This is a genomic window from Microbacterium sp. NPDC055665 (assembly GCF_053618035.1).
This window is the reverse complement of record NZ_JBSHGY010000004.1, coordinates 1-23,212: the sequence shown is the minus strand read 5'-3', so window position 1 is coordinate 23,212 and position 23,212 is coordinate 1. Positions and strand designations below refer to the sequence as shown.

General features: G+C 68.5%; 19 protein-coding genes and 1 tRNA gene. 8 read left to right on the top strand and 12 right to left on the bottom strand.

Annotation, left to right across the window (positions count from 1 at the left end; all coding sequences use genetic code 11):
* Window positions 1-55 precede the first annotated feature (55 nt).
* On the bottom strand, window positions 56-1,108 hold the full coding sequence (locus ACWGO6_RS11750; RefSeq protein WP_452326921.1) for a metallophosphoesterase family protein: 1,053 nt from the start codon (window positions 1,106-1,108) through the stop codon (window positions 56-58).
* A gap of 314 nt (window positions 1,109-1,422) precedes the next feature.
* Entirely contained in the window at window positions 1,423-1,917 is a 495-nt protein-coding gene (locus ACWGO6_RS11745; protein ID WP_452326801.1) for a glutathione peroxidase, read from the bottom strand.
* Between the two features lie 59 nt (window positions 1,918-1,976).
* On the opposite strand from ACWGO6_RS11745, the gene dusB reads away from it, so the two are divergent.
* The 5 genes from dusB (at window position 1,977) to ACWGO6_RS11720 (ending at window position 7,347) form a co-directional block, all read left to right on the top strand.
* Window positions 1,977-3,131, top strand: a complete 1,155-nt coding sequence (gene dusB, locus ACWGO6_RS11740; protein WP_376106421.1) for a tRNA dihydrouridine synthase DusB — start codon at window positions 1,977-1,979, stop codon at window positions 3,129-3,131.
* Entirely contained in the window at window positions 3,121-4,506 is a 1,386-nt protein-coding gene (locus ACWGO6_RS11735) for a deoxyguanosinetriphosphate triphosphohydrolase (protein ID WP_376106418.1), read from the top strand. Before dusB ends, ACWGO6_RS11735 begins: the two co-directional genes overlap by 11 nt.
* Entirely contained in the window at window positions 4,506-6,365 is a 1,860-nt protein-coding gene (dnaG, locus tag ACWGO6_RS11730) for a DNA primase (protein WP_136042017.1), read from the top strand. Before ACWGO6_RS11735 ends, dnaG begins: the two co-directional genes overlap by 1 nt.
* A 36-nt stretch (window positions 6,366-6,401) precedes the next feature.
* Complete coding sequence (locus ACWGO6_RS11725) at window positions 6,402-7,175, top strand: ATP-binding cassette domain-containing protein (RefSeq protein ID WP_136042018.1); 774 nt, start codon at window positions 6,402-6,404, stop codon at window positions 7,173-7,175.
* A 96-nt stretch (window positions 7,176-7,271) separates the two neighbouring features.
* Window positions 7,272-7,347, top strand: a tRNA-Asn gene (locus tag ACWGO6_RS11720).
* A gap of 117 nt (window positions 7,348-7,464) precedes the next feature.
* On the opposite strand, the gene ACWGO6_RS11715 is transcribed toward ACWGO6_RS11720, so the two are convergent.
* Together ACWGO6_RS11715 and ACWGO6_RS11710 are read right to left on the bottom strand one after the other, a co-directional pair.
* Window positions 7,465-8,901, bottom strand: coding sequence for an APC family permease (locus ACWGO6_RS11715; protein ID WP_452326800.1), 1,437 nt, complete (start codon window positions 8,899-8,901; stop codon window positions 7,465-7,467).
* A gap of 48 nt (window positions 8,902-8,949) precedes the next feature.
* Window positions 8,950-10,047: an alcohol dehydrogenase catalytic domain-containing protein gene (locus ACWGO6_RS11710; RefSeq protein ID WP_136042020.1), complete on the bottom strand. Its 1,098-nt coding sequence runs from the start codon at window positions 10,045-10,047 to the stop codon at window positions 8,950-8,952.
* 116 nt (window positions 10,048-10,163) lie between these two features.
* Here ACWGO6_RS11710 and ACWGO6_RS11705 point away from each other — a divergent pair, with 116 nt between their 5' ends.
* Complete coding sequence (locus tag ACWGO6_RS11705) at window positions 10,164-11,582, top strand: helix-turn-helix domain-containing protein (protein WP_136042021.1); 1,419 nt, start codon at window positions 10,164-10,166, stop codon at window positions 11,580-11,582.
* A gap of 23 nt (window positions 11,583-11,605) precedes the next feature.
* Here ACWGO6_RS11705 and ACWGO6_RS11700 read toward each other — a convergent pair whose 3' ends face one another.
* Both ACWGO6_RS11700 and def read right to left on the bottom strand, forming a co-directional pair.
* A complete protein-coding gene (locus ACWGO6_RS11700; protein ID WP_136042022.1) occupies window positions 11,606-12,094 on the bottom strand; it encodes a septum formation family protein in 489 nt (162 codons plus the stop codon).
* A gap of 51 nt (window positions 12,095-12,145) precedes the next feature.
* A complete protein-coding gene (gene def, locus ACWGO6_RS11695; RefSeq protein ID WP_136042023.1) occupies window positions 12,146-12,712 on the bottom strand; it encodes a peptide deformylase in 567 nt (188 codons plus the stop codon).
* A gap of 61 nt (window positions 12,713-12,773) precedes the next feature.
* On the opposite strand from def, the gene ACWGO6_RS11690 reads away from it, so the two are divergent.
* Complete coding sequence (locus ACWGO6_RS11690; RefSeq protein WP_240745076.1) at window positions 12,774-13,865, top strand: DMT family transporter; 1,092 nt, start codon at window positions 12,774-12,776, stop codon at window positions 13,863-13,865.
* A 32-nt stretch (window positions 13,866-13,897) separates the two neighbouring features.
* On the opposite strand, the gene pgl is transcribed toward ACWGO6_RS11690, so the two are convergent.
* From pgl to tkt, 6 genes are read right to left on the bottom strand one after another with little or no spacing between them, the layout of a single operon-like run.
* Window positions 13,898-14,677 carry a 6-phosphogluconolactonase gene (pgl, locus tag ACWGO6_RS11685; RefSeq protein ID WP_205820313.1) on the bottom strand — a complete coding sequence of 260 codons (780 nt, stop codon included), beginning with the start codon at window positions 14,675-14,677 and terminating at the stop codon, window positions 13,898-13,900.
* A 5-nt stretch (window positions 14,678-14,682) separates the two neighbouring features.
* Window positions 14,683-15,618 (bottom strand): glucose-6-phosphate dehydrogenase assembly protein OpcA, encoded by a 936-nt coding sequence (locus ACWGO6_RS11680; RefSeq protein ID WP_452326799.1) that lies wholly within the window; start codon window positions 15,616-15,618, stop codon window positions 14,683-14,685.
* The gene (zwf, locus tag ACWGO6_RS11675; protein ID WP_136042026.1) at window positions 15,615-17,165 is read right to left on the bottom strand and encodes a glucose-6-phosphate dehydrogenase; all 1,551 of its coding nucleotides are present in this window, start codon (window positions 17,163-17,165) and stop codon (window positions 15,615-15,617) included. The genes ACWGO6_RS11680 and zwf overlap by 4 nt, the downstream gene beginning before the upstream one ends.
* A gap of 21 nt (window positions 17,166-17,186) precedes the next feature.
* Window positions 17,187-18,794, bottom strand: coding sequence for a glucose-6-phosphate isomerase (locus ACWGO6_RS11670; protein ID WP_136042027.1), 1,608 nt, complete (start codon window positions 18,792-18,794; stop codon window positions 17,187-17,189).
* Window positions 18,791-19,903 carry a transaldolase gene (gene tal, locus ACWGO6_RS11665; protein WP_136042028.1) on the bottom strand — a complete coding sequence of 371 codons (1,113 nt, stop codon included), beginning with the start codon at window positions 19,901-19,903 and terminating at the stop codon, window positions 18,791-18,793. The genes ACWGO6_RS11670 and tal overlap by 4 nt, the downstream gene beginning before the upstream one ends.
* On the bottom strand, window positions 19,900-22,011 hold the full coding sequence (tkt, locus tag ACWGO6_RS11660) for a transketolase (protein WP_136042029.1): 2,112 nt from the start codon (window positions 22,009-22,011) through the stop codon (window positions 19,900-19,902). Before tkt ends, tal begins: the two co-directional genes overlap by 4 nt.
* Before the next feature lie 251 nt (window positions 22,012-22,262).
* On the opposite strand from tkt, the gene ACWGO6_RS11655 reads away from it, so the two are divergent.
* On the top strand, window positions 22,263-23,168 hold the full coding sequence (locus ACWGO6_RS11655; RefSeq protein WP_136042030.1) for a heme o synthase: 906 nt from the start codon (window positions 22,263-22,265) through the stop codon (window positions 23,166-23,168).
* The last annotated feature ends 44 nt before the right edge of the window (window positions 23,169-23,212 follow it).

Genomic DNA, 23,212 nt, shown 5'->3' with positions numbered 1-23,212 from the left:
GCATACGGAGACGGGGGGAACCCGAACGGGTTCCCGCCGTCTTCCTGTCTGAGCGTCAGATCCGCTGCTGGCGCGGGCCCAGCGGCAGCGGCTGCATCGGCTGGTCGTTCGCGGTGAGATCGATGCCGAGCTCGCGCGCGTACACGACGCGCGTCGCGATCGTCACCTCGTCACCGGCTTCCTTGAGCTCGAAGACCCGTCCGCCGCGCATGCGGTTGCGCTCGGCGCCGTCGAGACCGTACGCGCCGAAGCCGGTTCCTGGGGCGTAGCCGAGCATGACGCCGTAGTAGTCGCCCACGTAGTCGTTGATGTGGTCGTGGCCGACGAACACGCCCTTCACGTCGCCGCGCTCGAGGATCGCGTTGAACATCCCCGAGTTGAACGGGCCGGGGCATTCGTCCTCGTTGCGCTCTCCGACGATTCCGTGTCGTGCCCTGCCGCGTGCGGCATCGGCCTCGGTGCGGGTGTCGACGCCGCCCCACCACATGAAGCGGTGCTCCCAGAGGGCGATGTGCAGGAACATCAGCCCCGGCACCTTGCGCCCGCGACGCCGCTCGAGCTGCTGCGACTGCTCGCGGTACCAGGCCACCTGGTCCATCCGCAGCCAGTCCCAGGTCGGGTATCCGGCGAAGTCCTGGCCGTCGATGGTGCCGGGGGCGTAGCGCCCCGAGTCCATCAGCCACAGGGCGAACGCCTCGCGGTTCTTCCGGGCAGCCGAGCCGATCGAGACGATCGTGTTGCTGGTGCCGGTCACGCCCCGCGTGCTCTCGGCGTTCACGTTGTACTCGTACGAGCGATAGATCTTCAGCATCCCCGCCTCGTCGACGCCCGACTGCGGGAGCGAGTCCTCGTCGTGGTTGCCGTAGGTGACCGCCCAGGGGATCCGCCGGGACTCCATCGGCGTGACGACGTTGTTGATCGCCTGCTTGACGGCGAGCCGGGTCTCGCATCCGCCGGTGATCACGTCGCCGTTGATCACCACGAAGTCGGGCTTCTCCTGGTCGAGCACCTTCTCCATCAGCTCGACCGTGCGGCGGTCGGTGAGCTCATCGTCCTGGGTGTCGTTGAACTGGACGAGCTTGAATGTGCCGTCGGCGCGGAACCGCAGGCCTCGGCCGGATCCGGCGCCCGCCGGGGCGATGTCGGAGGCCGCGGCGGCCTGGGCGGTGCCGAGGGGCAGGGCGGTACCGAGAGCGCCGAGCGCTCCGGCGGTGAGGACGGTGCGTCGGCTGATCGGCAGGCGGTCGGTGATGCGTGGTCTCCTTCGTCTTCGGCGATGTTCGCCGCGGTGAGACTAGGGATGCCAGATGGCGTCGGGCTGACGATGGGGTGAACGAGACCCGCGTTCACGGGCGGATCAGCGCACGACGCGGATGACGCGGAGGTGAACGGCTGCGGACACCGTGCGGGATGCGCTGTGGTCTAGCGGGTCAGCGCTGCTTCGATCGCGCTGACGATCTCGGGGGCGTCCGGCTTCTGCTTCGGACGGAACCGCAGCACGTCACCGTCGGGCAGCACGAGGAACTTCTCGAAGTTCCACTCGACACGGCCGGCCTTGCCACCCGAGTCCGGGGTCTCCTTGAGCGCCTTGTACAGGTCCGAGGCGTTCTTGCCGTTCACCTTGACCTTGTCGTTGACGGGGAAGGAGACGCCGTAGGTCGTCGAGCAGAACTCGAGGATCTCGTCCACGGAGCCCGGCTCCTGACCGAAGAACTGGTTGCAGGGGAAGCCGACGACGGTGAAGCCGCGGTCGCCGTAGAGGCGCTGCAGTTCCTCGAGCTGCTCGTACTGCGGGGTGAGGCCGCACTTGGACGCCACGTTGACCACCAGCACCACGTCGGCGCCGAGATCGTCGAGCGTCTTCTCCTCGCCCTTCGCATCGGTGAACGGGATCGAACGGAGCGCGGAATCGGTCATATTCACAGCTTAGGTCGCAGCATCCCTCCTGGCTCCGCGTCTGGGAGAATGGACAGGACATGACTCTCGCCACCGCCCCCGCCCGCCCCCTTCGCATCGGCCCGATCGACCTCGACGTGCCGGTCGTCCTCGCACCCATGGCGGGTATCACCAACACCGCCTTCCGGCGCCTGTGCCGCGAGTACGGCGCCGGGCTCTACGTGAGCGAGATGATCACCTCGCGCGCCCTGGTCGAGCGCAACGAGACGACCATGCGGCTGATCCGACACCACGAGTCGGAGACCCCGCGGTCCATCCAGCTCTACGGCGTCGATCCGAAGACGATCGCCGAAGCCGTGCGCATCATCGTCGCGGAAGACCACGCCGACCACATCGACCTCAACTTCGGGTGCCCCGTGCCGAAGGTCACCCGCCGCGGCGGGGGAGCAGCGCTGCCGTGGAAGTCCAAGCTGTTCGCCGACATCGTCGACCAGGCGGTCAAGGCCGCGGGTGACGTGCCGCTGACGGTCAAGATGCGCAAGGGAATCGACAAGGATCACCTGACCTTCCTCGACGCCGGGCGTGCGGCGGAAGATGCCGGTGCAGCTGCTGTGGCCCTGCACGCGCGTACCGCGGGCGAGTTCTACTCCGGTCACGCCGACTGGAACGCGATCGGCGAGCTGAAGCAGGCCGTCACGAGCATCCCCGTGCTGGGCAACGGCGACATCTGGTCCGCCGACGATGCCGTGCGCATGATGGCGCAGACCGACTGCGACGGCGTCGTGGTCGGACGGGGCTGCCTCGGGCGGCCGTGGCTGTTCGGCGAGCTCGCCACCGCATTCGGCGGCGAGGGCAAGACGGTCGATGCCACCCTCGGGTTCGTCGCGGATGCCTTCCGTCGGCATGCCGAGTTGTTGGTGGAGTTCTTCGAGGACGAGGATCGCGGGTGCCGCGACATCCGCAAGCACGTCTCCTGGTATTTCAAGGGATACCCGGTCGGCGGAGACATCCGCACCGGGCTCGCCACCGCATCCAGCCTCGCCGAGATCGATGACTTCCTCGGACGCCTCGATCACACCGCCCCGTATCCCGGTGCGGATGCCGAGGGGCAGCGCGGACGCTCCGGTCACCCGAAGCGCACGGCACTGCCGGACAAGTGGCTGGAGTCGCGAGAGCTCGCCTCGTCGGCCTCGGAGATGATGCGCGGAGCGGAGATCGAGAACAGTGGCGGTTGATCCTCAGGTCGGCCTGCGTGCCGACGGCTACGACGCACGCGACGCCGAGCGCTTCTTCGCCGAGACCCATCGATCCGAGCGCAACGACTTCGCCCGTGACCGCGCCCGCGTGCTGCACTCCGCCGCCCTGCGTCGTCTCGCCGCGAAGACGCAGGTGCTGAGCCCCGCCAGCACAGCCGACTTCGCCCGCAACCGACTCACGCATTCGCTCGAGGTCGCGCAGGTCGGGCGGGAACTCGCTGTCGCTCTCGGCGTCTCGGCCGATGTGGTCGACACCGCCTGCCTGAGCCATGACCTGGGCCACCCGCCGTTCGGACACAACGGCGAGCGCGCGCTCAACGAGTGGGCGGCTCCGATCGGCGGGTTCGAGGGCAACGCCCAGTCGCTGCGCATCCTCTCCCGGCTCGAGGCCAAGGTGCTCGACGACGATGACCGCTCGGTCGGACTGAACCTGACCCGCGCCAGCCTGGACGCGACGTGCAAGTACCCGTGGACGGTCGACAGCCCGGTGCCCGACCCCGGCGGGCGGCTCAAGTTCGGCGTGTATCCCGAGGACGAGGCCGTCTTCCGCTGGATGCGCGAGGGTGCCCCCGGACGCCTGCGCTGCATCGAGGCCGAGATCATGGATCTCTCCGACGACATCGCGTACTCGGTGCACGACTTCGAGGACGCGATCGTCAACGGATACGTCGACGTGGCGCAGCTCGCCGATCCGAGCGCTCATGACGCGCTCCTCGGCCGCATCCAGCAGTGGGTGGGATACGACTTCACTCGCGACGAGCTGGCGGATGCGCTTTACCGCCTGTCGTCCCAGCCGATGTGGCTGGCGTCCTTCGACCGCTCGCGGCAGGCGCTCGCCCGGCTCAAGAACCTCACGAGCGACTTGATCGGCCGATTCGCCAAGGCCGCTGTCGCCGCCACCAAGGAGGCCTACGGGACCACGGCCCTGGTGCGCTACAACGCCCACGTGATCGTGCCCCGGGTGATCGAGGTCGAGATCGCCGTGCTCAAGGGCATCATGGGTCAGGCCATCGTCACGATCGAGGCCCGCAAGGGCGTGTACAAGGAGCAGCGGCGTGTTCTGACGCGGCTCGCCGAGGCGCTCTGGTCGACCGACGCTCTGTGGTCCGCCGGATCCGACGTGCTCGAGCCTGCGTTCGCCGCCGACTTCATCGCGGCGGAGAACGATGCCGAGCGTGCCAGGGTGGTCGTCGATCAGATCGCGAGCCTCACCGACCAGAGCGCGATCGACTGGCACAACCGGCTCGTGGGAGAGATCGATCCTGCCGAGGTCGGTATCTGGACTCCTCGTCATGCCCGACCCGGGGCTCGGGCGCACGCCGAGAGGCGGCCCGTCGCCGAAGGGGCACACTGATGCCACGCATCCGGCAGGCCGATGTCGACGAGGTCAAGGCGCGCACGAACATCGCCGACATCGTCGGTGAGCGCGTCGCGCTGAAGTCGGCGGGCGTGGGTTCGCTCAAGGGGCTGTGCCCGTTCCACGACGAGAAGAGCCCGAGTTTCCACGTGCGCCAGCAGGTGGGGTACTACCACTGCTTCGGCTGCGGCGAGTCGGGTGACGTGTACTCGTTCCTGCGGGAGATGGACCATGTCAGCTTCACGGAGGCGGTCGAGCGTCTCGCTGGCCGCATCGGGTACACGCTGCACTACGAAGACGGGGGAGCGGCACCCGAGACCAGTGGGCGCAGTCGTCTCTATGCCGCGAACACCGCGGCCGCGGAGTTCTTCCGCGCGCAGCTGCTGACCCCGGATGCCGAGGCCGGCCGCCGGTTTCTCGGGGAGCGCGGCTTCGATGCCGGAGCCGCCGCGCATTTCGGTGTCGGCTTCGCGCCGCGCGGCTGGGACGGCATGCTCAAGGCGCTCACCGCGCAAGGCTTCACACGCGAAGAGCTGAGCAACGCCGGACTGGTCTCCACCGGACAGCGCGGCGTCTACGACCGGTTCCGCGGACGCCTGGTATGGCCGATCCGCGATGTGTCGGGGCAGACGATCGGCTTCGGCGCGCGCAAGCTCTTCGACGACGACAACGGCCCGAAGTACCTGAACACCCCTGAGACCCCGATCTACAAGAAGGCTCAGGTGCTCTACGGGCTCGACCTCGCCAAGCGCGACATCGCACGCGGCGACCCCCGGCGAGTCGTCGTGGTCGAGGGGTACACCGATGTGATGGCCTGTCACCTCGCCGGCCTCACCACCGCCATCGCGACGTGTGGCACGGCCTTCGGCACCGACCACATCAAGGTGCTGCGGCGTGTGATGGGTGATGACAACGCGTCGGGCGAAGTCGTCTTCACCTTCGACGGCGACGAGGCCGGCCAGAAGGCCGCGCTGCGAGCGTTTACGGAAGACGATCGGTTCAACGCGCAGACGTTCGTGGCGGTGGCGCCCGACGGGCTCGACCCGTGCGATCTGCGCCTCCAGCGCGGCGATGCGGCCGTGCGGGGTCTGATGGACACCAAGCAGCCGATGTTCGAGTTCGCGATCGATCGCAAGCTGGGCGGTTTCGACCTCGCAACCGTCGAGGGGCGCGTCGGTGCGCTGAGGGCTGCGGCGCCGATCGTGGCCGAGATCCGCGATCAGCTTCTTCGTCCGGGTTACGAGCGTGTCCTGGCACGGCGACTCGGGATGGATCCGACGGAGGTGCGCAGCGAGGTCGAGCGGGCGGCACGCGGCGGTTCCACGCCGCAGCATCCGCGTCGCGAAGTTCCGCAGGTCGATCCCGCCACCGGTGCGTCGGTCGTGGCACCGGTCACCCTCGCGAGCCTTCCACGCACCCCCGATGTCGCGGTCGAGCGTGACGCGCTGATGGGCGCTCTGCAGTACGGGCATCAGGTCGATCAGGCACTCCTGAGCCGAGCGCTGGGCATGCCGTTCCGCACCCCCGGTCTCGACGCCGTGCGCGAAGCCGTGGCGTCAGCACCCGACCGCACCAGGGCCGGCTGGGTGACGGAGGCTGTCAACAGCGTCCGCGAGCCTTACCGTTCGCTGGCGGGTGAGCTGCTGATGACGCCTTTCCCCGCTCGCGACGAGGAGCGCGCCGTCGCCACTGTCGCCGACCTCGCCCGACGACTCGTCCTGCGTCAGCTCGAGCGTGACAAGCAGGAGCTCCTCGGCGCCGTGCAGCGGGTGCCGGCCGATTCCGACGGTGGCCGTGCGTTGCGGATGCGCCTGCGCGACATCGATGCCGAGCGTCAGAGGTTCGCCGAGTCGTAACGCCGACCGGCACCGCGAAGAAGGCAGGATGGACATATGTCCCGCAGGCCAGAATCCACGAACGCGATCGATTGCTCGGATCTGGTGATCGACCGTATCGGCCACGGGATGCCGAACCGCGCCGTCGACGGCGTCACCTTCGCTCTCGCTCCCGGGGGACTGATCTGCGTCGCCGGTCCCACGGGATCCGGGAAGTCGACGCTGGTCGCGGCTCTCGCAGGTTCCACCGACCCCTCGGTGAAGGTCGTCGGTGGAAGCGCGCAGGTGTGCGGCGTCGATGTGCGCCGGCCGGGACGCAAACACCGCATCCTGACCTACCGCACCGGCTTCGTGCCGCAGGGGGCGGGGGCCGACCTGCCGCCGCGCTTGACCGTGAACGAGGTCATCGCCGAGCCGATCCTCGTCCGCGAGCGCAAGGTCAACACCAAGGCGCTCTCGATCCGTGTGGCGACGCTCCTGGACGAGCTGCACCTTCCGCTCGGCACCGCGGCCAAGTTCCCGTACGAGCTCAGCGCCGGAATGCGTCAGCGGGTCGCGATCGCGCGTTCGTTCGTCCTGGAGCCGAAGGTGCTGATCGCCGACGAGATCCTCGCGAACCTCGATCTCGAAGTGCGGCCGGTGGTCTTCGACGCCATCACCCGACGCCGGAAGGAGCAGGGGATGGCAGCGCTGCTCGTCACCAACGATGCGGACTTCATTCGCGAGCTCAACGCCGAGACGCTCATGCTGCGCGCCGGTCACGTGGTCGCCCGCGGCGTCGGACGCGACCTGCTGTGGGTGCCGAATGCGGAGTCGGATTCCCGCCGCTGAGAACGACACGCCCGGCATCCGCGAAGGGTGCCCCGGTGTCATGAAGTCGGTCCGGAGTTTGCTAAGCTTGTCGAGTTGCCCGCTGAGCGGGCACATTCCTCGGTAGCTCAATTGGCAGAGCAGCCGGCTGTTAACCGGCAGGTTCTTGGTTCGAGTCCAAGCCGGGGAGCCAACGAGAAAACCCCCTCCACGGAGGGGGTTTTCTCGTTCCCGGCGGGGTCGAGCGGCCGATGCGACGAGAAGAGCCCCTTCGATCGAAGGGGCTCTTCTCGTCAGCGGAGAGGCGGGGTCAGCCCACGCCCTCCATCGCACTCGTCTCGGTGTTGCCGATCCGGGCGATCACGTCGGGCCGACGTCGCGCCAGGTAGAGGTACCGGGTCAGCGCGAGGGCGACGGTCGCGAGGAAGATGTACGGGATCACGTTGTACGGGAACGCCGGGACGGGCCAGACGTTGGCGAAGAACACGTACGCCATGGTGACGACCGCGATGGTCGCGCACACCTTGACGAGTCCGTTGCGCATCTTCGCCCGCTGCGTGTAGACGACGCAGGCGATCGCGACGAGGGCATAGGCGACCATGTAGCCGTATGTTCCCCAGGTGTTGACCCAGACGAGGATGTCGCCGGTGGCCGCGCCGGAGAGCAGCAGCACGATGTCCACGGTGATCGCGGCCGCGCCGGCGATGATCAACACGCGGTGCGGGGTCAGGTGCTGCTCATGGGTGCGGCCGAATCGCTCGGCGACCACGCCCTCCTTGCCCATCACGTACACGATGCGCCCGATGACGTTGAGTGGAGCGACGACGACCGCGAAGAACGAGGCCGAGACGCCGATCGTGAGGGCGGCGGCGAACCAGCCCGGCATGCCGATGAGAGCCGACATGCTCTCCAGCGGGCTGGCCGAGGTGGCGAGGTCGTCGCCGAGGACCGTGATCTGCGTATACGCGGCGAACACGTACAGGACGCCGACGCCGAGCGCGCTCCACATGATCGCGCGGGGGATCGCCTTGTACGGCTCCTTGGCCTCGCGACCGAGTGCGTCAGCGGAGGAGAACCCGACGAAACCGAGGATGCCGAGCACCATGCCCGATGCCACTCCCTGGAACGACGAGCCGGTGGCGAGCACCTGCGCGGGATCCCACGCGGCCGGTCCTGCCCAGATGAGCGCCGCGACCAACAGCACGAGGATGATGCCGACCGAGACGAGCTCGAGCACGAGCGAGACCCGAGCCGACAGACGGATGCCGCGGATGGTGAACAGCGTCGCCAGCCCGCCGAGGATCACGGCGAGGCCGATGTCCCATCCGAGTCCCTGGGCCGGAAGGCCGAGCATGCGGAGGAACTGCGCCATGTAGCTGACGGAACCGCTGAGGGAGGCGGCGGCGATGCCGAAGCATCCGATCAGCAGGGTGACGCCGGCGAGGAAGGCACCGAACGGTCCGAGCCCCTTCGAGACATAGGTGTACAGCGATCCGGCCGAGGCGTGCTTACGAGCGAACACGACGACGCAGTAGCCGACGCACAGGATGACGATGGTCGCCAGAGCGAAGGCGTAGATGGTGCCGTTTCCTGCACCGAGGAAGATCGCCGCCGCGGTGAAGGCGATGACGGCGCTGGGGGCGATGTTGGCGATGGCCTGCGCCGCGAGTTCGGGGCCGCTCATGACGCCGGTGCGAAGACCGGCATCCTTGGGCGCGCTGGGTGGGGCGACGACGGTGTCAGACATGGGTTCTCCTGGATTCGGGTTTCAGGGGTGAGGGGCCGCGGTGCGCGGTCAGGGGATGAGGAGGGTGCGGAGCGCCGACCCGGTCTCGAGGTCGTCGAGCGCGGCCGCGGCCTCGGACAGAGGGCGCCGTCCTGAGATCAGGGGGTCGATCTTGAGCTGACCGTCCATGTACCGGTCGACCAGAGCGGGAACGTCGATCGAGGGCCGCACGGATCCGTAGTTCGATCCGAGGATGCGCTGATCGGCCTCGGCGAGCACGAGGGGCTCGAACGAGGCGCGGGCGCCCGTCGGGGGGAGTCCCACGATCACGGCGGCGCCGCCGAGTCCGAGCATCTGGATCGACTGTTCCGTCGTGCTGGTGCGTCCGATGGCATCGAACGCATAGTCGACCCCGTCGGAGATCAGTTCACGGAGCTGCGCGACGGCGTCACCCTGCGAGGCGTCGATGCGATCGGTCGCGCCGAACTGCAGCGCCAGCTGGGTCTTCTCGGGTCGCACGTCGATCGCGACGATGCGTTCCGCGCCGGCGAGTCGCGCCCCCTGGACGACGTTGAGGCCCACGCCGCCGCACCCGATCACCGCGACGGTGGAGCCGGGTTCGACTGCGGCGGTGTTGAGCACGGCGCCCACTCCCGTGGCCACGGCGCACCCGACGACGGCGACGACGTCGAGCGGTGCGTCGTCGCGGACCTTCACGGCACCCGACGCGGGTACGACGACCTCCTCGGCGAACGAGGAGACGCCGAGATAGTGGTGCAGCGTCTCGCCGTCGAGGCTGAGACGCGAAGTTCCATCGAACAGGACCCCGAGCGGTGCGACCACCGTCGCGACCTTCTGGCACCGGGCCTCGTGGCCGGCTCGGCAGTAGCGGCACTCGCCGCACGGCGGCACCCAGCTCAGAACCACGTGATCGCCGACGGCGAGCGTGGTCACGCCTTCGCCGAGTTCGGTGACGACACCGGATCCCTCGTGCCCCATGACCAGGGGAGCAGCGGCATCCCATTCGCCGCGCTTGACGTGCAGGTCCGAGTGGCACACGCCGGCGGCCGCGATTCGCACACGGACCTCGCCAGCGCGCGGCGGCGCGAGGTCGACGTCGACGAATTCGATCGGTGACTGCGGATCGCGGAAGACAACAGCTTTCATGACATCCTTCGGGTGGAGAGGGGATGCGCACGATGCTAGGAGAGCGCACGCGCTCAGGGCATCCGACAAATGTGTGAAGCGCCTCGCCTGCTCTCGACATTTCGTATGATCGAGACATGGTTCGTGATGTCGTCTCCGTGGCGCGGTACCTGGATGGCGAGCTCCTGCACGGGGAGGTCCCCAGCGCACGACACGTGAACTCGGTCGTCGCGATCGACGCGTTCGGCGTCCCGACCGACCGGCTCTTCACGACGCTCGTCACGACGGACGAGCGGGCGGTCCTCGCGCTCGTCGACGATCCGGAACGCATAACGCTCCTGCGCGGCATCGTGCTCGTCACGAGCGCAGACACACCTTCTCTCCGCCAGGTGCTCTCCACGGCGCGGATCACCGCGATCGTGGGTGCGCGGACGCCGCAGGAGCTGCTCATGCCTCGGCTCGTGGCACTTCTCGCCGTCGACCAGGCTGCGGAGGCGCGGGCGATCACCTCCGCGATGCGGGTCCTCACCCTCGCGGCGCGACGCAGCGGCATCACGGGTGTCATCGCCGAACTCGCACACCGGATCGACGGATGGGCCGTGCTGCTCGACCGGCACGGCGAAGTGATCACGACTGCTGGCGCGGGGAGCCTCCACATCGACGACGCAATAGCGGTCGCGATCGGTCGGCCTGTCCGGGTTCGTCATCGAGCGCTGCAGGTTCATCCCGTGGGCCCCGGACAGGACATCACCGCACAGCTCGTCACCGCCCCGCGCAACGACAGCTCCGGCCGGGGCCGGGAACTCAGCTCGCAGGCCGCTGCGCTGCTAGATCTGCTCATGAGGACGCGCGACAGCAGCCATCTCGAACGACTCGGCCGATCGATGATGCTCGAGACGGTGCTCGAGGGGGGCGACGGCGCCGCGCGCCTGCTGCGCCGCTGGGGCGTGCACGAACGGAGTCTGGTCGGATTCGCTCTGGCATCGCGCACGAGCGGCGTCGACGTCGAACATCTGCTCGCTGTCTGGCTGGACGAACTGGGTGCCGAGCATGTCTTCACCTCCCAGCGAGGGCTCTTCCAGGGCCTGCTGAGAGAAGAACACGCCGAGGAGATCGCGCATCGCGTCGAGGCGTTCGCATCGACGCTGTACCTCGGTCTGGGGCGCCCGGCCGCAACGGAGTCACTCGCCCGGAGCGTCGACGAGGCCCGTCAAGCGTGTGAGACGGCACGCACGGGCGGCGACCGTGTCGCTCGCTACACCGCGATACCGACCGTGTCCTTCGTGCTCGGTCAGCTCGATCGGGAGCAGGTGGGCAGAGTCGGGCGATTGCTCGATCCGCTCCGTGCGGGGGATCAGGGGACCGAGCTCATCGAGACGCTGCGGGTCTTCCTCGCCACGAACAGCGCGTGGGGGGAGAGTGCCAGCCGACTGCGGATCCACCGGCAGACCCTGACGGCACGCATCCGACGGATCGAGGATCTGATCGGGCTGTCGCTGGCGGACCCGGACGATCGTGTCGCCGCGTGGCTCGCGCTGCGCGCATCGGACGGCTGAGTGTCACCGACGACGGTGTTGGCTCAGCGCGCGGCGCCCTCCAGCGTTCCCTCGATCTGTCCGGCAGGGTCGAACAGCACGCAGGAGAGGACGCGCCCCTCGGGTCCGTCCCACGTCTCCTCCGTCGGGGGAATCTGATACACGCCGAGCGTGGACTCCTCCCTGGCCACGCCGACGAATGCCGTGAACGCATCGCCGACGCACTCGGCGGAGGAGGCTTCGACGGCCTCCTGCGAGTAGGCGCCCTCGGGCAGCTCGACGTCGTGGAAGACCTCTTCGTCGTGCGGTTCCGCGCAGGGGACGACCTCTGCGTCTTCGGGAAGGCCGCTGGAGGCTTCGAGTCGACAGTCACCGACAGCCACAGCGGGAGCCTCGCTCTTCGTGACACCGCCGCCATCGTCGGTCGGAGTGCGTTCCGCCGCGGGCTCAGCGGTCCCGCAGCCGGCCAGGGCGACCGCGAGCGTCAGGGCGCCCGCGGCGAACAGCAGAGAGGGTCGTCGGTACAGCTTCATCGTGATCTTCCTTCGTGCCTTCGGGGACACGATCTCCAGTCGGGGTTCGGCTCAGCCTTCGAGGTCGTCCACGCCGGGCATCCAGCTCGCCCCAGGACGGCCCCATCCGCGCTTGCGCGCGATCTTCTGCACGGTCTTCCAGTCGCCGTCGGAGAGCCGGTCCACGTAGAGGATGCCGTCGAGGTGATCGAACTCATGCTGCATGATCCGTGCGCGCCATCCGTCCACGTCGATCGTGACCGGCCGACCCTCCAGGTCGGTCGCGGTCACGTGGACCCGCTCCGAGCGACGCAGCGGGAATCGTTCGCCGGGGAACGAGAGGCAGCCCTCTGACTCGAGGTCGGGATCGGGATCACCCGGTTCGAGCGGCACCATCCAGAGCACGGGGTTGATGAGCACCCCGCGCCACGGCTGATCGTCGTCGTCCACATAGGCGTAGGTGTAGATGCGCAGGGGGACGCCCACCTGCGGGGCGGCCAGCCCGACTCCCGGGGCGGTGTCCATGGTCTCGAACATGTCGGAGACGAGCGTGCGGATGTCGTCGGTGATCTCGTCGACGGGGGACGCGGGGGAGTGCAGGACGGGGTCGCCCATGATGCGAATCGGAAGTACAGCCACGTCACAACCCTAGTCGGCGGTGCTCGCCCGGTAGGCTCGTACCGTGACTGCTGGGGTATGGATGAACGAGGCCGAACAGGTCGGCGATCAGCTCGTCGGAGCCTTCCAGGATCCCGGCATCCTGCTCGGGATCCCGCTCGCTCTCGCCGGCGCGGTTTTCATGTCGCTCGGCGCGCAGTACCAGCACCGCGGCGTCGAGAAGGTCGAGCGTCTCAGCGGCGCAGATGGCGCGTCGGGACTGAGCTTCGACCAGCTGAAACGGCTGCTCACCCGGCCCTCCTGGCTCGTCGGCACGCTCATGCTCGGGCTGGCGGTGGTCTGTCAGCTCGCCGCGCTCGTCAAGGCCCCGCTGATCGTCGTCCAGCCCCTCGGAGCGATCGCCCTCGTCATCACGACCCTCCTGAACGCCAGAGTGTCGGGTCATGCCCCGACGAGACAATCGCTCACGGCTATCGCCTGCTGCGTCGGCGGCATCTTCCTCTTCGTCTTCTTCGCCGCGATCTACGCCACGGAGCAGGAGGTGACCGAACGCGAGCTCTTCGTGATCCTCGCCCTCCTGCTGGTGGTCATCATCGTGCTCGGGGCCTGCTGGCTGATACTCCGTCACCGCATGCGGGCGCTGTTCTACGTGGTCGGCGCCGGTGTGCTGTACGGCTTCGTCGCCACCCTCGCCAAGGTCATCATCAAGCGCATCGAGGCTGGTCAGTTCGAGTGGATCACCGCGATCTGCGTCGTCGCGCTCCTCGCGGCAGCCGCGGTCGGCGGGTACTTCGTGCAGACCGCGTACAGTTCGGGACCTCCCGACCTGGTGATCGCCGGCCTCACGGTCGTCGATCCGCTCGTCGCGGTTCTGATCGGCATGATCGTGCTCGGCGAGGCCGCAGCCGCGCCGCCGTGGGTCATGGTCATCTTCGCCATCGCCGGCGCCATCGCCGTGTGGGGGGTGGTGGGCCTCGCCCGCTACCACCCGCAGGTGCTCAGTGACAGCCAGGAGCTGGGAATCGAGCGTGGGAGCACCCCGACCGCGCAGGACCAGGGATCTTCGGCAGAACCCTCCTCGCAGACGACGACCGTCGATGCTCCTGAACGTCCGGAGAACCCGGACGACGGGGACGCACCGCCGCGGCGCTCCGATCCCACACAGCAGCCGTAGCGGCTCGCACGGGTTCAGAGCGATGCGACGGGTCAGTACGCCTGATCGATGAGGTCGGGTGAGACCTCGGAGGCGGCGGCCTCATCCACGAAGAACACGGTGCGCTTGCGGCCCTTGGCGCCGGCCGCGGGAACGCTCGTGTAGCTCGCACCGGCGAGGGCGAGTCCGAGGGCCGAGGCCTTGTCGGCGCCGGTGAGCACGAGCCACACCCGCTTCGACGAGTTGAGCACCGGGCGCGTGAGCGTGACGCGCTCGGGCGGGGGCTTCGGAGAATCGCGCACGGCGAGCACAGCCGCATCCGTGACGGTGACCTCGTCGCGGTCCGGGAAGAGCGAGGCGATGTGTCCGTCCGGGCCGACGCCCAGGAAGCAGACGGCGAAAGACGGCCACGGGTGCTCGTCGGTGCCGAACCGAGCGAGTTCGGCGGCATATGCCGATGCCGACTCGTCGAGGGTGAGCCCGGTCTCGGGTCCCGCCACCTCGTGCACGTTCTCCGCGGGCACAGGGATGTGATCGAGAAGCGCCTGGCGCGACTGCAGCGAGTTCCTGTCCGCGTCGTCGCGTGGAACGTACCGTTCATCACCCCACCAGAAGTGCACCAGCGACCAGTCGATCGCGGCCGACCGCGGATCGTCGGCAGCGGCGCGGAGCACGGCACCACCCATCGAGCCGCCGGTGAGGGCGATATGGGCGAGACGACCGTTCCGTGTGCGCGCGCGAACACGCGTGAGGAAACGATCTGCTACTCGGGCGGCGAGGGCGGCAGGTGTGGGTTCCACCACGACCCGCTTCTCTGCGGACGATACCGGCATCGACGTCACTCTCCAGTCTCGGGCGGACCCAGCTTCTCCCAGCCCTCGGTGATGACTCGACCGTACAGGACATCGGGGTCGAGCCTGCGCAGCTCCTCTGCGAGGCATTCGCGGAGGGTGCGGCGCGGCAGGTGGAGATCATGGTTCGGCTGATCCGGCTGCGTGAGAATGGCGATGCCGGGCGACGGCCGCTCGAGGAGGATGTCGCCGGAGGCGCGGGTCAGACGGACCGACTTGATGCCCTCCTGCCAGTGCTCCGGGTTCTCGTACGACCAGCGGACGCGCACGTCGAGGGCCATCTGCAGCCAGGCGGCGAGCAGCGCCGTCGAGGGCGAGGCGGAGCCGCCACGAACTTCGACGGCCGTGATGGGCTCGTACGGCGGCTGATCGAGCACGGCGGCGAGCTGCTCGCGCCAGTGCGTCAGGCGCGTCCAGGCGAGGTCGGTGTCGCCGGGCGCGTGGGTACGGCCGAGCAGAGCCAGCCGGTCGCGCACATCGGGGGAGGTCGCGGCGTCGGTGATGCGGCGCTGGGCGATGCGGCCGAGCGGAGACGTCGCCGGCGAGGTGGGAGCCTCCTCCGGCCACCAGGCGACCACGGGTGCGTCGGGAAGGAGAAGGCCGGTGATCAGGCTCTCCTCGTTGCTCGCGGCGTCTCCGTAGGCGCGCAGCACGACGACCTCGCTCGCGCCGGCGTCGCCGCCCACGCGGATCTGGGCGTCGAGACGGGACTCGCCGTCGCCCGTGGTGATGACGATCACGCGCATCGGGTGTTCACGCGATGCGTCGTTCGCCGCATCGATGGCCGCTTCGGCGACACCGTTGCGTGCGGCGATTACCAGGGTGAGCACACGGCCGAGGGCGACGGCGCCGCCCTCTTCGCGCACCTTGACGAGCTGCTTGGCGACCTGACTGACGGTCGTGTCGGGAAGGTCGATGATCACGGGCGTCTCCAGACTCGTCCGTCGCGGGCCAGCAGGTCGTCGGCGGATGCCGGACCCCACGAGCCCGGAGCGTACTGCTCCACCGGGCCGCCGACGGCCGCCCAGTACTTCTCCACGGGGTCGAGGATCTTCCAGGAGAGCTCGACCTCCTCGTGCCGCGGGAACAGCGGCGGGTCGCCCAGGAGGACGTCGAGGATCAGACGCTCGTAGGCTTCGGGGCTCGCCTCGGTGAAGGCATGACCGTAACCGAAGTCCATCGTGACGTCGCGCACGTTGGTGCCGCTCCCGGGCACCTTGGATCCGAAGCGGATCGTCACACCCTCATCCGGCTGCACGCGGATGACGAGCGCGTTCTGCCCGAGCTCGGAGGCGTTGCCACGTCCGAACAGGTGCTGGGGGGCGCGCTTGAACACCACGGCGATCTCGGTCACGCGGCGTCCGAGGCGCTTGCCGGTCCGCAGGTAGAACGGCACGCCGGCCCAGCGGCGGGTGTCGATCTCGAGCTTGATGGCCGCATACGTCTCGGTCGTGGAGTCGGGGTTCATGCCCTCCTCGTCCAGGAAACCGGTGACCTTGTCGCCGCCCTGCCATCCGCCAGCGTACTGGCCGCGAGCCGTGGCGAGGGAGAGGTCGTCCGGCACGTGCACCGCGGCGAGCACCTTCTCCTTCTCGGCGCGCAGGTGCTCCGCCGAGAGGCTGATGGGCTCCTCCATGGCGGTGAGCGCGAGCAGCTGCAGCAGGTGGTTCTGGATCACGTCGCGCGCTGCGCCGATGCCGTCGTAGTATCCCGCACGGCCACCCACGCCGATGTCCTCGGCCATGGTGATCTGCACGTGGTCGACGTAGTTGCGGTTCCAGATCGGCTCGTACAGCTCGTTCGCGAAGCGCAGCGCCAGGATGTTCTGGACCGTCTCCTTGCCGAGGTAGTGGTCGATGCGGAAGATCGAGTCCGCAGGGAACGCGACCTCGAGCGCCGCGTTGAGCGCGCGGGCGGACTCGAGGTCGTGCCCGAACGGCTTCTCGATCACGACGCGACGCCAGCGCTCGTCATCGTCGCTGTTCTCGCCGACGAGACCGGAGTCCTTCAGCTGCTTCGCGACGAGCGGGAAGTCCTTCGGCGGGATCGACAGGTAGAACGCATGGTTGCCCATCGTGCCGCGTTCCACGTCGAGCTTCTCGATGGTCTCGCGGAGCTTGCGGAACGAGTCGGGGTTGTCGAACTCGCCCGAGACGAACCGGATGCCCTGGAGCAGTTGCGTCCAGGTCTCCTCCCGGAACGGGGTCCGGGCGTGCTCCTTGACCGCGTCGTAGACGACCTGGGCGAAGTCCTGGTCCTCCCAGTCGCGGCGGGCGAACCCGACGAGGGCGAACCCCGGCGGGAGCAGACCGCGGTTGGCGAGGTCGTAGACCGCGGGCATCAGCTTCTTGCGTGACAGGTCTCCGGTGACGCCGAAGATCACGAGGGCGCTGGGCCCCGCGATCCGGTTGAGTCGGCGGTCATCGGGGTCACGCAGCGGGTTGTGCCCGCGCGAGATGGGAACAGACATGGGTGGGGGATTCTCCTGCTGTTACTTCTGTGCGGCTTCGAAGAGGGCGAGCACGTCGTCCGAGGACTCGGTGATCGTCAGCGTGACGACCGGGCGGCCGTGCTCTGCGAGAACGGCGGCATCGCCGGCGGCCTGCGCCTGGATGAGCTGCCCGAACGTGAACGGGCGATCCGGGATCTCGAGATCGACGTCGGTGCGCTCCAGGATCTGAAGGAACACACCCTGCGCCGGTCCGCCCTTGTGATACTGGCCGGTCGAGTGCAGGAACCGCGGACCCCATCCGAACGTCGTCGGCCGACCGGAATCGGCGGCGACGAGTTCACGCAGGCCCTGGAGCTGAGGGACCTCGAGGCGGTTGACGTATGCCTGGATGGAGACGTAGCCGTCCGCGGGGAGCTGCGCCCAGAGAGCGTCCAGCACTCCTTCGACGGTACCGGAGGCGGCGAGCGACGCGTCGGACACGCGAACCTCGACACCGTTCTCGACGAATGCCGGAGCGGTGGGCTCCGGGCGGGCGTCGAGGAGGCCGCGGGCGGCGATCTTCGCCGACTCGACGTCGGGCTGATCGAACGGATTGATCCGGAGCAGATGTCCGGCGATCGCGGTCGCGTACTCCCAGACGATGAGCTGCGCACCCAGGGTGCCGCTCACGAGGATCTCGCCCTCGTGGCGCTCGTGCAGGTGGAACTCGTTGGCGTCGTCGACCAGGCGGACGATCTGCAGGTCGGCGGGCACCGGGTCGAGCTCGGGAGAGACCGGGAGCAGCACCACCGGGAGGATGCCGGTGCCGTCCTTGCCGGTGGATTCGGCGATGAGCTGCTCGATCCAGTCCGGCAGACCCTTGATGTGCGTGCCGTCGGTGATCAGACCGAGCTTGTCGCGTCGCGGGGTCGTCGCGGCGATCGCTGCGCCGAGGCGGAGCGCGGGGTTCTCGGCGGAGTCGACGGCGACCTCGAGGGACGAGGCCTCGGCCTCGTTCAGCAGCTCTTCGATGTCGACGCCCGCGAGGCCCGAAGGGACCAGTCCGAACGCGGTGAGCGCCGAGTAGCGGCCGCCGACGTTCGGGTCGGCGTTGAAGACGCGGTATCCCGCCTCACGTGCCGAGACATCGAGCGGGGAGCCGGGGTCGGTGACGACGACGATGCGTTCCACCGGATCGATCCCGAGGTCACGGAACGCGGCCTCGAAGGTCCGGCGCTGCGAGTCGGTCTCGACGGTGGAGCCCGACTTCGACGACACGACCAGCACGGTGTCCGTGAGGCCCTCGTCGAGCGCGGCGAGCACCTGGCCGGGAGCCGTGGAGTCGAGGATCGTCAGCGGCACACCGGCCGTCTGCGCGATGACCTCGGGCGCGAGCGAGGAGCCGCCCATGCCGGCGAGGACCACGCGGGTGACACCCTTGGCGTTCAGCTCGGCGCGCAGTGCGACGATCTCCGCGACGAGCGGGCGGGAGACCGAGACGGCCTCGACCCAACCGAGACGGACGGCGGCCTCGGCCTCGGCGGCCGCGCCCCAGAGGGTGGCGTCGCCGCCGGTGATGCGCGACGCGACGAGGTCGTGGACCAGGCTGGGCACGGTCTCATCGATGGCGGCCCGCGCCGCGCCGGACGTGTGGATCGAGAAGGTCATCGCTGGGACTCCAGAGCCTCGGCCACCTGACCCAGCAGGTCGTGCCACGAGTCGATGAACTTCGAGACGCCCTCGTCCTCCAGCACCTGGGTGACATCGGTGAGGTCGATGCCGACGGCGGCGAGGTCGTCGAACACCTGGTGCGCCTCGGCGTACCCGCCCGTGATCGTGTCACCGGTGATCACGCCGTGATCGAAGGTGGCCTCGAGGGTCTTCTCGGGCATCGTGTTCACGACACCGTCGGCGACGAGCTCGGTCACGTACAGGGTGTCGGGAAGTGCGGGGTCCTTGACACCGGTCGAGGCCCACAGCGGACGCTGCAGGTTCGCTCCGAGCTTGATCAGGTCCTGTGCGCGCTTCTCCGCGAACTTCTGCTCGAAGAGCTCGTAGGCGAGGCGCGCATTGGCGAGCCCGGCCTTGCTCTTGAGCGCCTCGGCCTCCGGGGTGCCGATCGCCGACAGTCGCTTGTCGGTCTCGGTGTCGACGCGCGACACGAAGAACGAGGCGACGGAGTGGATGCTCGACAGATCGAAGTCGGCGCTGTGCGCGCGCTCCAGACCGGTCAGGTAGGCGTCGATGACCTCGGCGTAGCGCTCCAGGCTGAAGATCAGCGTGACGTTGACGCTGATGCCGGTCGCGATCGCCTCGGTGATGGCCGGAAGCCCCGCCTTGGTGGCCGGGATCTTGACGAGGAGGTTGGGGCGGTCGATCTTCGCCCACAGCTCCTTGGCCTGCGCAACGGTGCCCGCGGTGTCGTGGGCGAGGTCGGGGGAGACCTCGATCGAGACGCGTCCGTCGACGTGCCCCGAGGCCTCCCACACGGGCCGGAACACGTCGAGTGCCGCGCCCACGTCCTGGGTCGTGGCAGCGAAGACGGCCTCCTCGGCGCTCGCGCCGGAGGCGGCGAGCTCGGTGACCTGCGCATCGTACGACGTGTTGCTCTTGTCGGTGATCGCGTTCGCGAAGATGGTCGGGTTCGTCGTGACGCCGACGACGTTGCGCGACGAGATCAGCTCGGCGAGGTTGCCGGAGTCGATGCGGGTGCGGGAGAGGTCGTCGAGCCAGATGCTGACACCTGCGGCGGCGAGCTGTGCGGTGGGGGTGCTCATGCGTTCTCCTTGGTGCTGTTTGCGGCGATGGTCTCGCGTGCGGCCGCGATGACGGCCTCGGTCGTGATGCCGAACTTCTCGAACAGGGTCTTGTAATCGGCGGAGGCGCCGAAGTGGTCGATGCCGACCGAGCGGCCGCGGTCGCCCACGATTCCCCGCCAGGAGAGCACGGAGCCCGCCTCGACGGAGACACGAGCCGTGACGGAGGCGGGAAGCACGCTCTCGCGGTACTCCTCGTCCTGCTCGTCGAACCACTCCAGCGACGGAGCGGAGACCACGCGGACGTTGACGCCCTCGGCAGCCAGCGCCTCGCGGGCGTTCACGGCGAGCTGCACTTCCGAGCCCGTCGCGATGATGATGACGTCGGGCGTGCCGTTCGGCGCTTCGGCGAGGACGTAGGCGCCCTTCGCCGCGTTGTCCGCCGAAGCGAACGTGTCGCCGGAGGCTGCACCCTCGCTGCGCTCGAACACCGGGATGTTCTGGCGGGTCAGGGCGATGCCGGCCGGTCCCTCGTGGCGGCGGAGGATCTCGAGCCAGGTGGCCGAGGTCTCGTTGGCATCGGCGGGGCGGACGACCGTGAAGTTCGGGATCGCACGGAGCGTCGCGAGCTGCTCGATCGGCTGGTGCGTCGGGCCGTCCTCACCGAGGGCCACGGAGTCGTGGGTCCAGACGAAGATGCTCGGGATGTTCATGAGCGCCGCGAGACGGACCGAGGGACGCATGTAGTCGCTGAAGATGAGGAAGGTGCCGCCGAACGCGCGTGTCTTGCCGTGCAGGACGATGCCGTTGACGATCGCGCCCATGGCGTGCTCGCGGATGCCGAAGTGCAGCACCCGTCCGTACGGGTTGCCCGACCACTCGTGGGTCGACCACTCGGCAGGGATGAACGACGGCGCGCCCTTGATCGTGGTGAGGTTCGATTCGGCGAGGTCGGCCGAACCGCCCCAGAGCTCGGGAAGCTCGGCGGCGAGGGCGTTGATGACCTGGCCGGATGCGGCGCGGGTCGACACCTCCTTGCCGGATTCGAACACGGGGAGCGCGGTCGTGATGTCGGCGGGAAGCTCCTGCGCCTCGAGCCGGTCGAGGAGCGCCTTCTTCTCGGGGTTCGCGGCGGCCCAGGCGTCGAACGACTCCTGCCAGGCGGCGCGAGCCTCGGCGGCACGAGCCGCGAGACCGCGGGTGTGTGCGAGCACGTCGTCGGCGACCACGAAGCTCTGCTCGGGGTCGAAGCCGAGGACCTTCTTCGTGGCGGCGAGCTCGTCGGCGCCGAGAGCGGAGCCGTGGATCTTGCCGGAGTTCTGCTTGCCAGGCGACGGCCAGCCGATGATCGTCTTGAGGATGATCAGCGAGGGCTTCGAGGTCTCGCCCTTGGCCGCCTCGATCGCGGCGAACAGTTCGGCGACGTCTTCGACGTACTCGCCGGTCTTCTTCCAGTCGACGGTCTGCACCTGCCAGCCGTAGGCCTCGTAGCGCTTCGCGACGTCTTCCGTGAAGGCGACGTTCGTGTCGTCCTCGATGGAGATCTGGTTGGAGTCGTAGATCGCGATCAGGTTGCCGAGCTGCTGGTGACCCGCGAGCGAGGATGCCTCGCTGGTCACGCCCTCCTGCAGGTCGCCGTCGCCGGCGACCACGTAGACGAAGTGGTCGAACGGGCTGGTGCCCGGTGCGGCCTCGGGGTCGAACAGGCCGCGCTCGTAGCGGGCGGCGTAGGCGAAGCCGACGGCGGAGGCGAGGCCCTGGCCGAGCGGGCCGGTGGTGATCTCGACGCCCTTGGTGTGGCCGTACTCCGGGTGACCCGGGGTGAGGGAGCCCCACGTGCGCAGCGCCTTGAGGTCGTCGAGCTCGAGTCCGAAGCCGCCGAGGTAGAGCTCCACGTACTGCGTGAGCGAGGAGTGTCCTGCGGAGAGGATGAAGCGGTCGCGGCCCAGCCAGTCGACGTCGGTCGGGTCGTGGCGCAGCACGCGCTGGTAGAGGAGGTACGCGGCCGGAGCAAGGCTCATGGCCGTGCCGGGGTGACCGTTGCCGACCTTCTCGACGGCATCGGCCGCCAGGATTCGGGCGGTGTCCACCGCGCGTCGATCGATCTCATCCCACTGCAATTCCGACACGTTCATGCCCTTTCCGACAGTTTCGAGGGCGCCCTTATTCCCTGGCGCATCCGCAACTTCCCTGGCGCATCCTGCACCGTCGCGGAGACGCGTGGAGGGGTGTGCGCAGCGCCGGGCGCGCGAGTGCTCTCAGCATAGCGAAGACGACTGTCGTGCCACGCGAGACGGCGGCGCGGACGACGTCATCCGGTGTCATAGACTGGAGAGGTTGTCCGGTCACATGTGCGGAGGAGGCGATCGAAATCTCGACGATGTCTGATCAGACCGTGAGGAAGTCGTCCATCGGTCGCACGGTGAAGGCCTACGTCACGCTCACCAAGCCGCGTGTCCTGGAGCTTCTGCTCGTCTCGACCGTTCCGGTGATGTTCCTGGCGCAGGGCGGCCTGCCGAACCTGTGGCTGGTGCTGGCGACCGTCATCGGCGGCTCGCTGAGCGCCGGTTCCGCCGCCGCGTTCAACATGTACCTCGATCGAGACATCGATGCGCACATGCATCGCACCGAGAATCGGCCGCTGGTCACGGGCGAGGTCAGCCCGCGCGGTGCGCTGATCTTCTCCTGGACGCTCGCGATCGTCTCGACGGTCTGGCTGCTGGCCACGACCAACTGGCTGACCGCCGCGCTGTCGGCGACGGCGATCTTCTTCTACGTCGTGATCTACACGATGATCCTCAAGCGGCGCACCGAGCAGAACATCATCTGGGGCGGCATCGCCGGGTGCTTCCCCGTTCTCATCGGCTGGGCCGCCGTGACCGGCTCCCTCGACTGGCCGGCGTTCATCCTCTTCCTCCTGATCTTCCTCTGGACGCCGCCGCACTACTGGCCGCTGTCGATGAAGTACAAGGACGACTACGAAGACGTCGACGTGCCGATGCTGGGTGTCACCCGCAACGCCTCGCAGGTCGGCCTTCAGGTCATCCTGTACGCGTGGGCGACCGTGGCGTGCTCGCTGCTCCTCGTCCCGATCGCGAACATGGGCCTGGTCTACACCGTCTCCGCGGCGGTCTTCGGCGGATGGTTCATCTACGAGTCGCACCGGCTCTACAACCGCGCCGTCCACGGCACCGAGCCGCGGCCCATGCGCGTGTTCCACGCCTCGATCACCTACCTGACGCTGATCTTCGTCGCGGTCGCGATCGACCCGCTGCTGCCTTTCTGACAAGACGCTTCTGAAACGACGGAGCGGCGCCGATTCCTCGGCGC

Excerpts from the sequence above, each read along its gene's own strand:
- ACWGO6_RS11745 (WP_452326801.1), bottom strand. The coding sequence starts at position 1,917 with ATGACCGATTCCGCGCTCCGTTCGATCCCGTTCACCGATGCGAAGGGC.
- dusB (WP_376106421.1), top strand. The coding sequence starts at position 1,977 with ATGACTCTCGCCACCGCCCCCGCCCGCCCCCTTCGCATCGGCCCGATC.
- dnaG (WP_136042017.1), top strand. The coding sequence starts at position 4,506 with ATGCCACGCATCCGGCAGGCCGATGTCGACGAGGTCAAGGCGCGCACG.
- ACWGO6_RS11725 (WP_136042018.1), top strand. The coding sequence starts at position 6,402 with ATGTCCCGCAGGCCAGAATCCACGAACGCGATCGATTGCTCGGATCTG.
- ACWGO6_RS11715 (WP_452326800.1), bottom strand. The coding sequence starts at position 8,901 with ATGTCTGACACCGTCGTCGCCCCACCCAGCGCGCCCAAGGATGCCGGT.
- ACWGO6_RS11710 (WP_136042020.1), bottom strand. The coding sequence starts at position 10,047 with ATGAAAGCTGTTGTCTTCCGCGATCCGCAGTCACCGATCGAATTCGTC.
- ACWGO6_RS11705 (WP_136042021.1), top strand. The coding sequence starts at position 10,164 with ATGGTTCGTGATGTCGTCTCCGTGGCGCGGTACCTGGATGGCGAGCTC.
- ACWGO6_RS11700 (WP_136042022.1), bottom strand. The coding sequence starts at position 12,094 with ATGAAGCTGTACCGACGACCCTCTCTGCTGTTCGCCGCGGGCGCCCTG.
- ACWGO6_RS11690 (WP_240745076.1), top strand. The coding sequence starts at position 12,774 with ATGAACGAGGCCGAACAGGTCGGCGATCAGCTCGTCGGAGCCTTCCAG.
- pgl (WP_205820313.1), bottom strand. The coding sequence starts at position 14,677 with ATGCCGGTATCGTCCGCAGAGAAGCGGGTCGTGGTGGAACCCACACCT.
- zwf (WP_136042026.1), bottom strand. The coding sequence starts at position 17,165 with ATGTCTGTTCCCATCTCGCGCGGGCACAACCCGCTGCGTGACCCCGAT.
- ACWGO6_RS11670 (WP_136042027.1), bottom strand. The coding sequence starts at position 18,794 with ATGACCTTCTCGATCCACACGTCCGGCGCGGCGCGGGCCGCCATCGAT.
- tal (WP_136042028.1), bottom strand. The coding sequence starts at position 19,903 with ATGAGCACCCCCACCGCACAGCTCGCCGCCGCAGGTGTCAGCATCTGG.
- ACWGO6_RS11655 (WP_136042030.1), top strand. The coding sequence starts at position 22,263 with ATGTCTGATCAGACCGTGAGGAAGTCGTCCATCGGTCGCACGGTGAAG.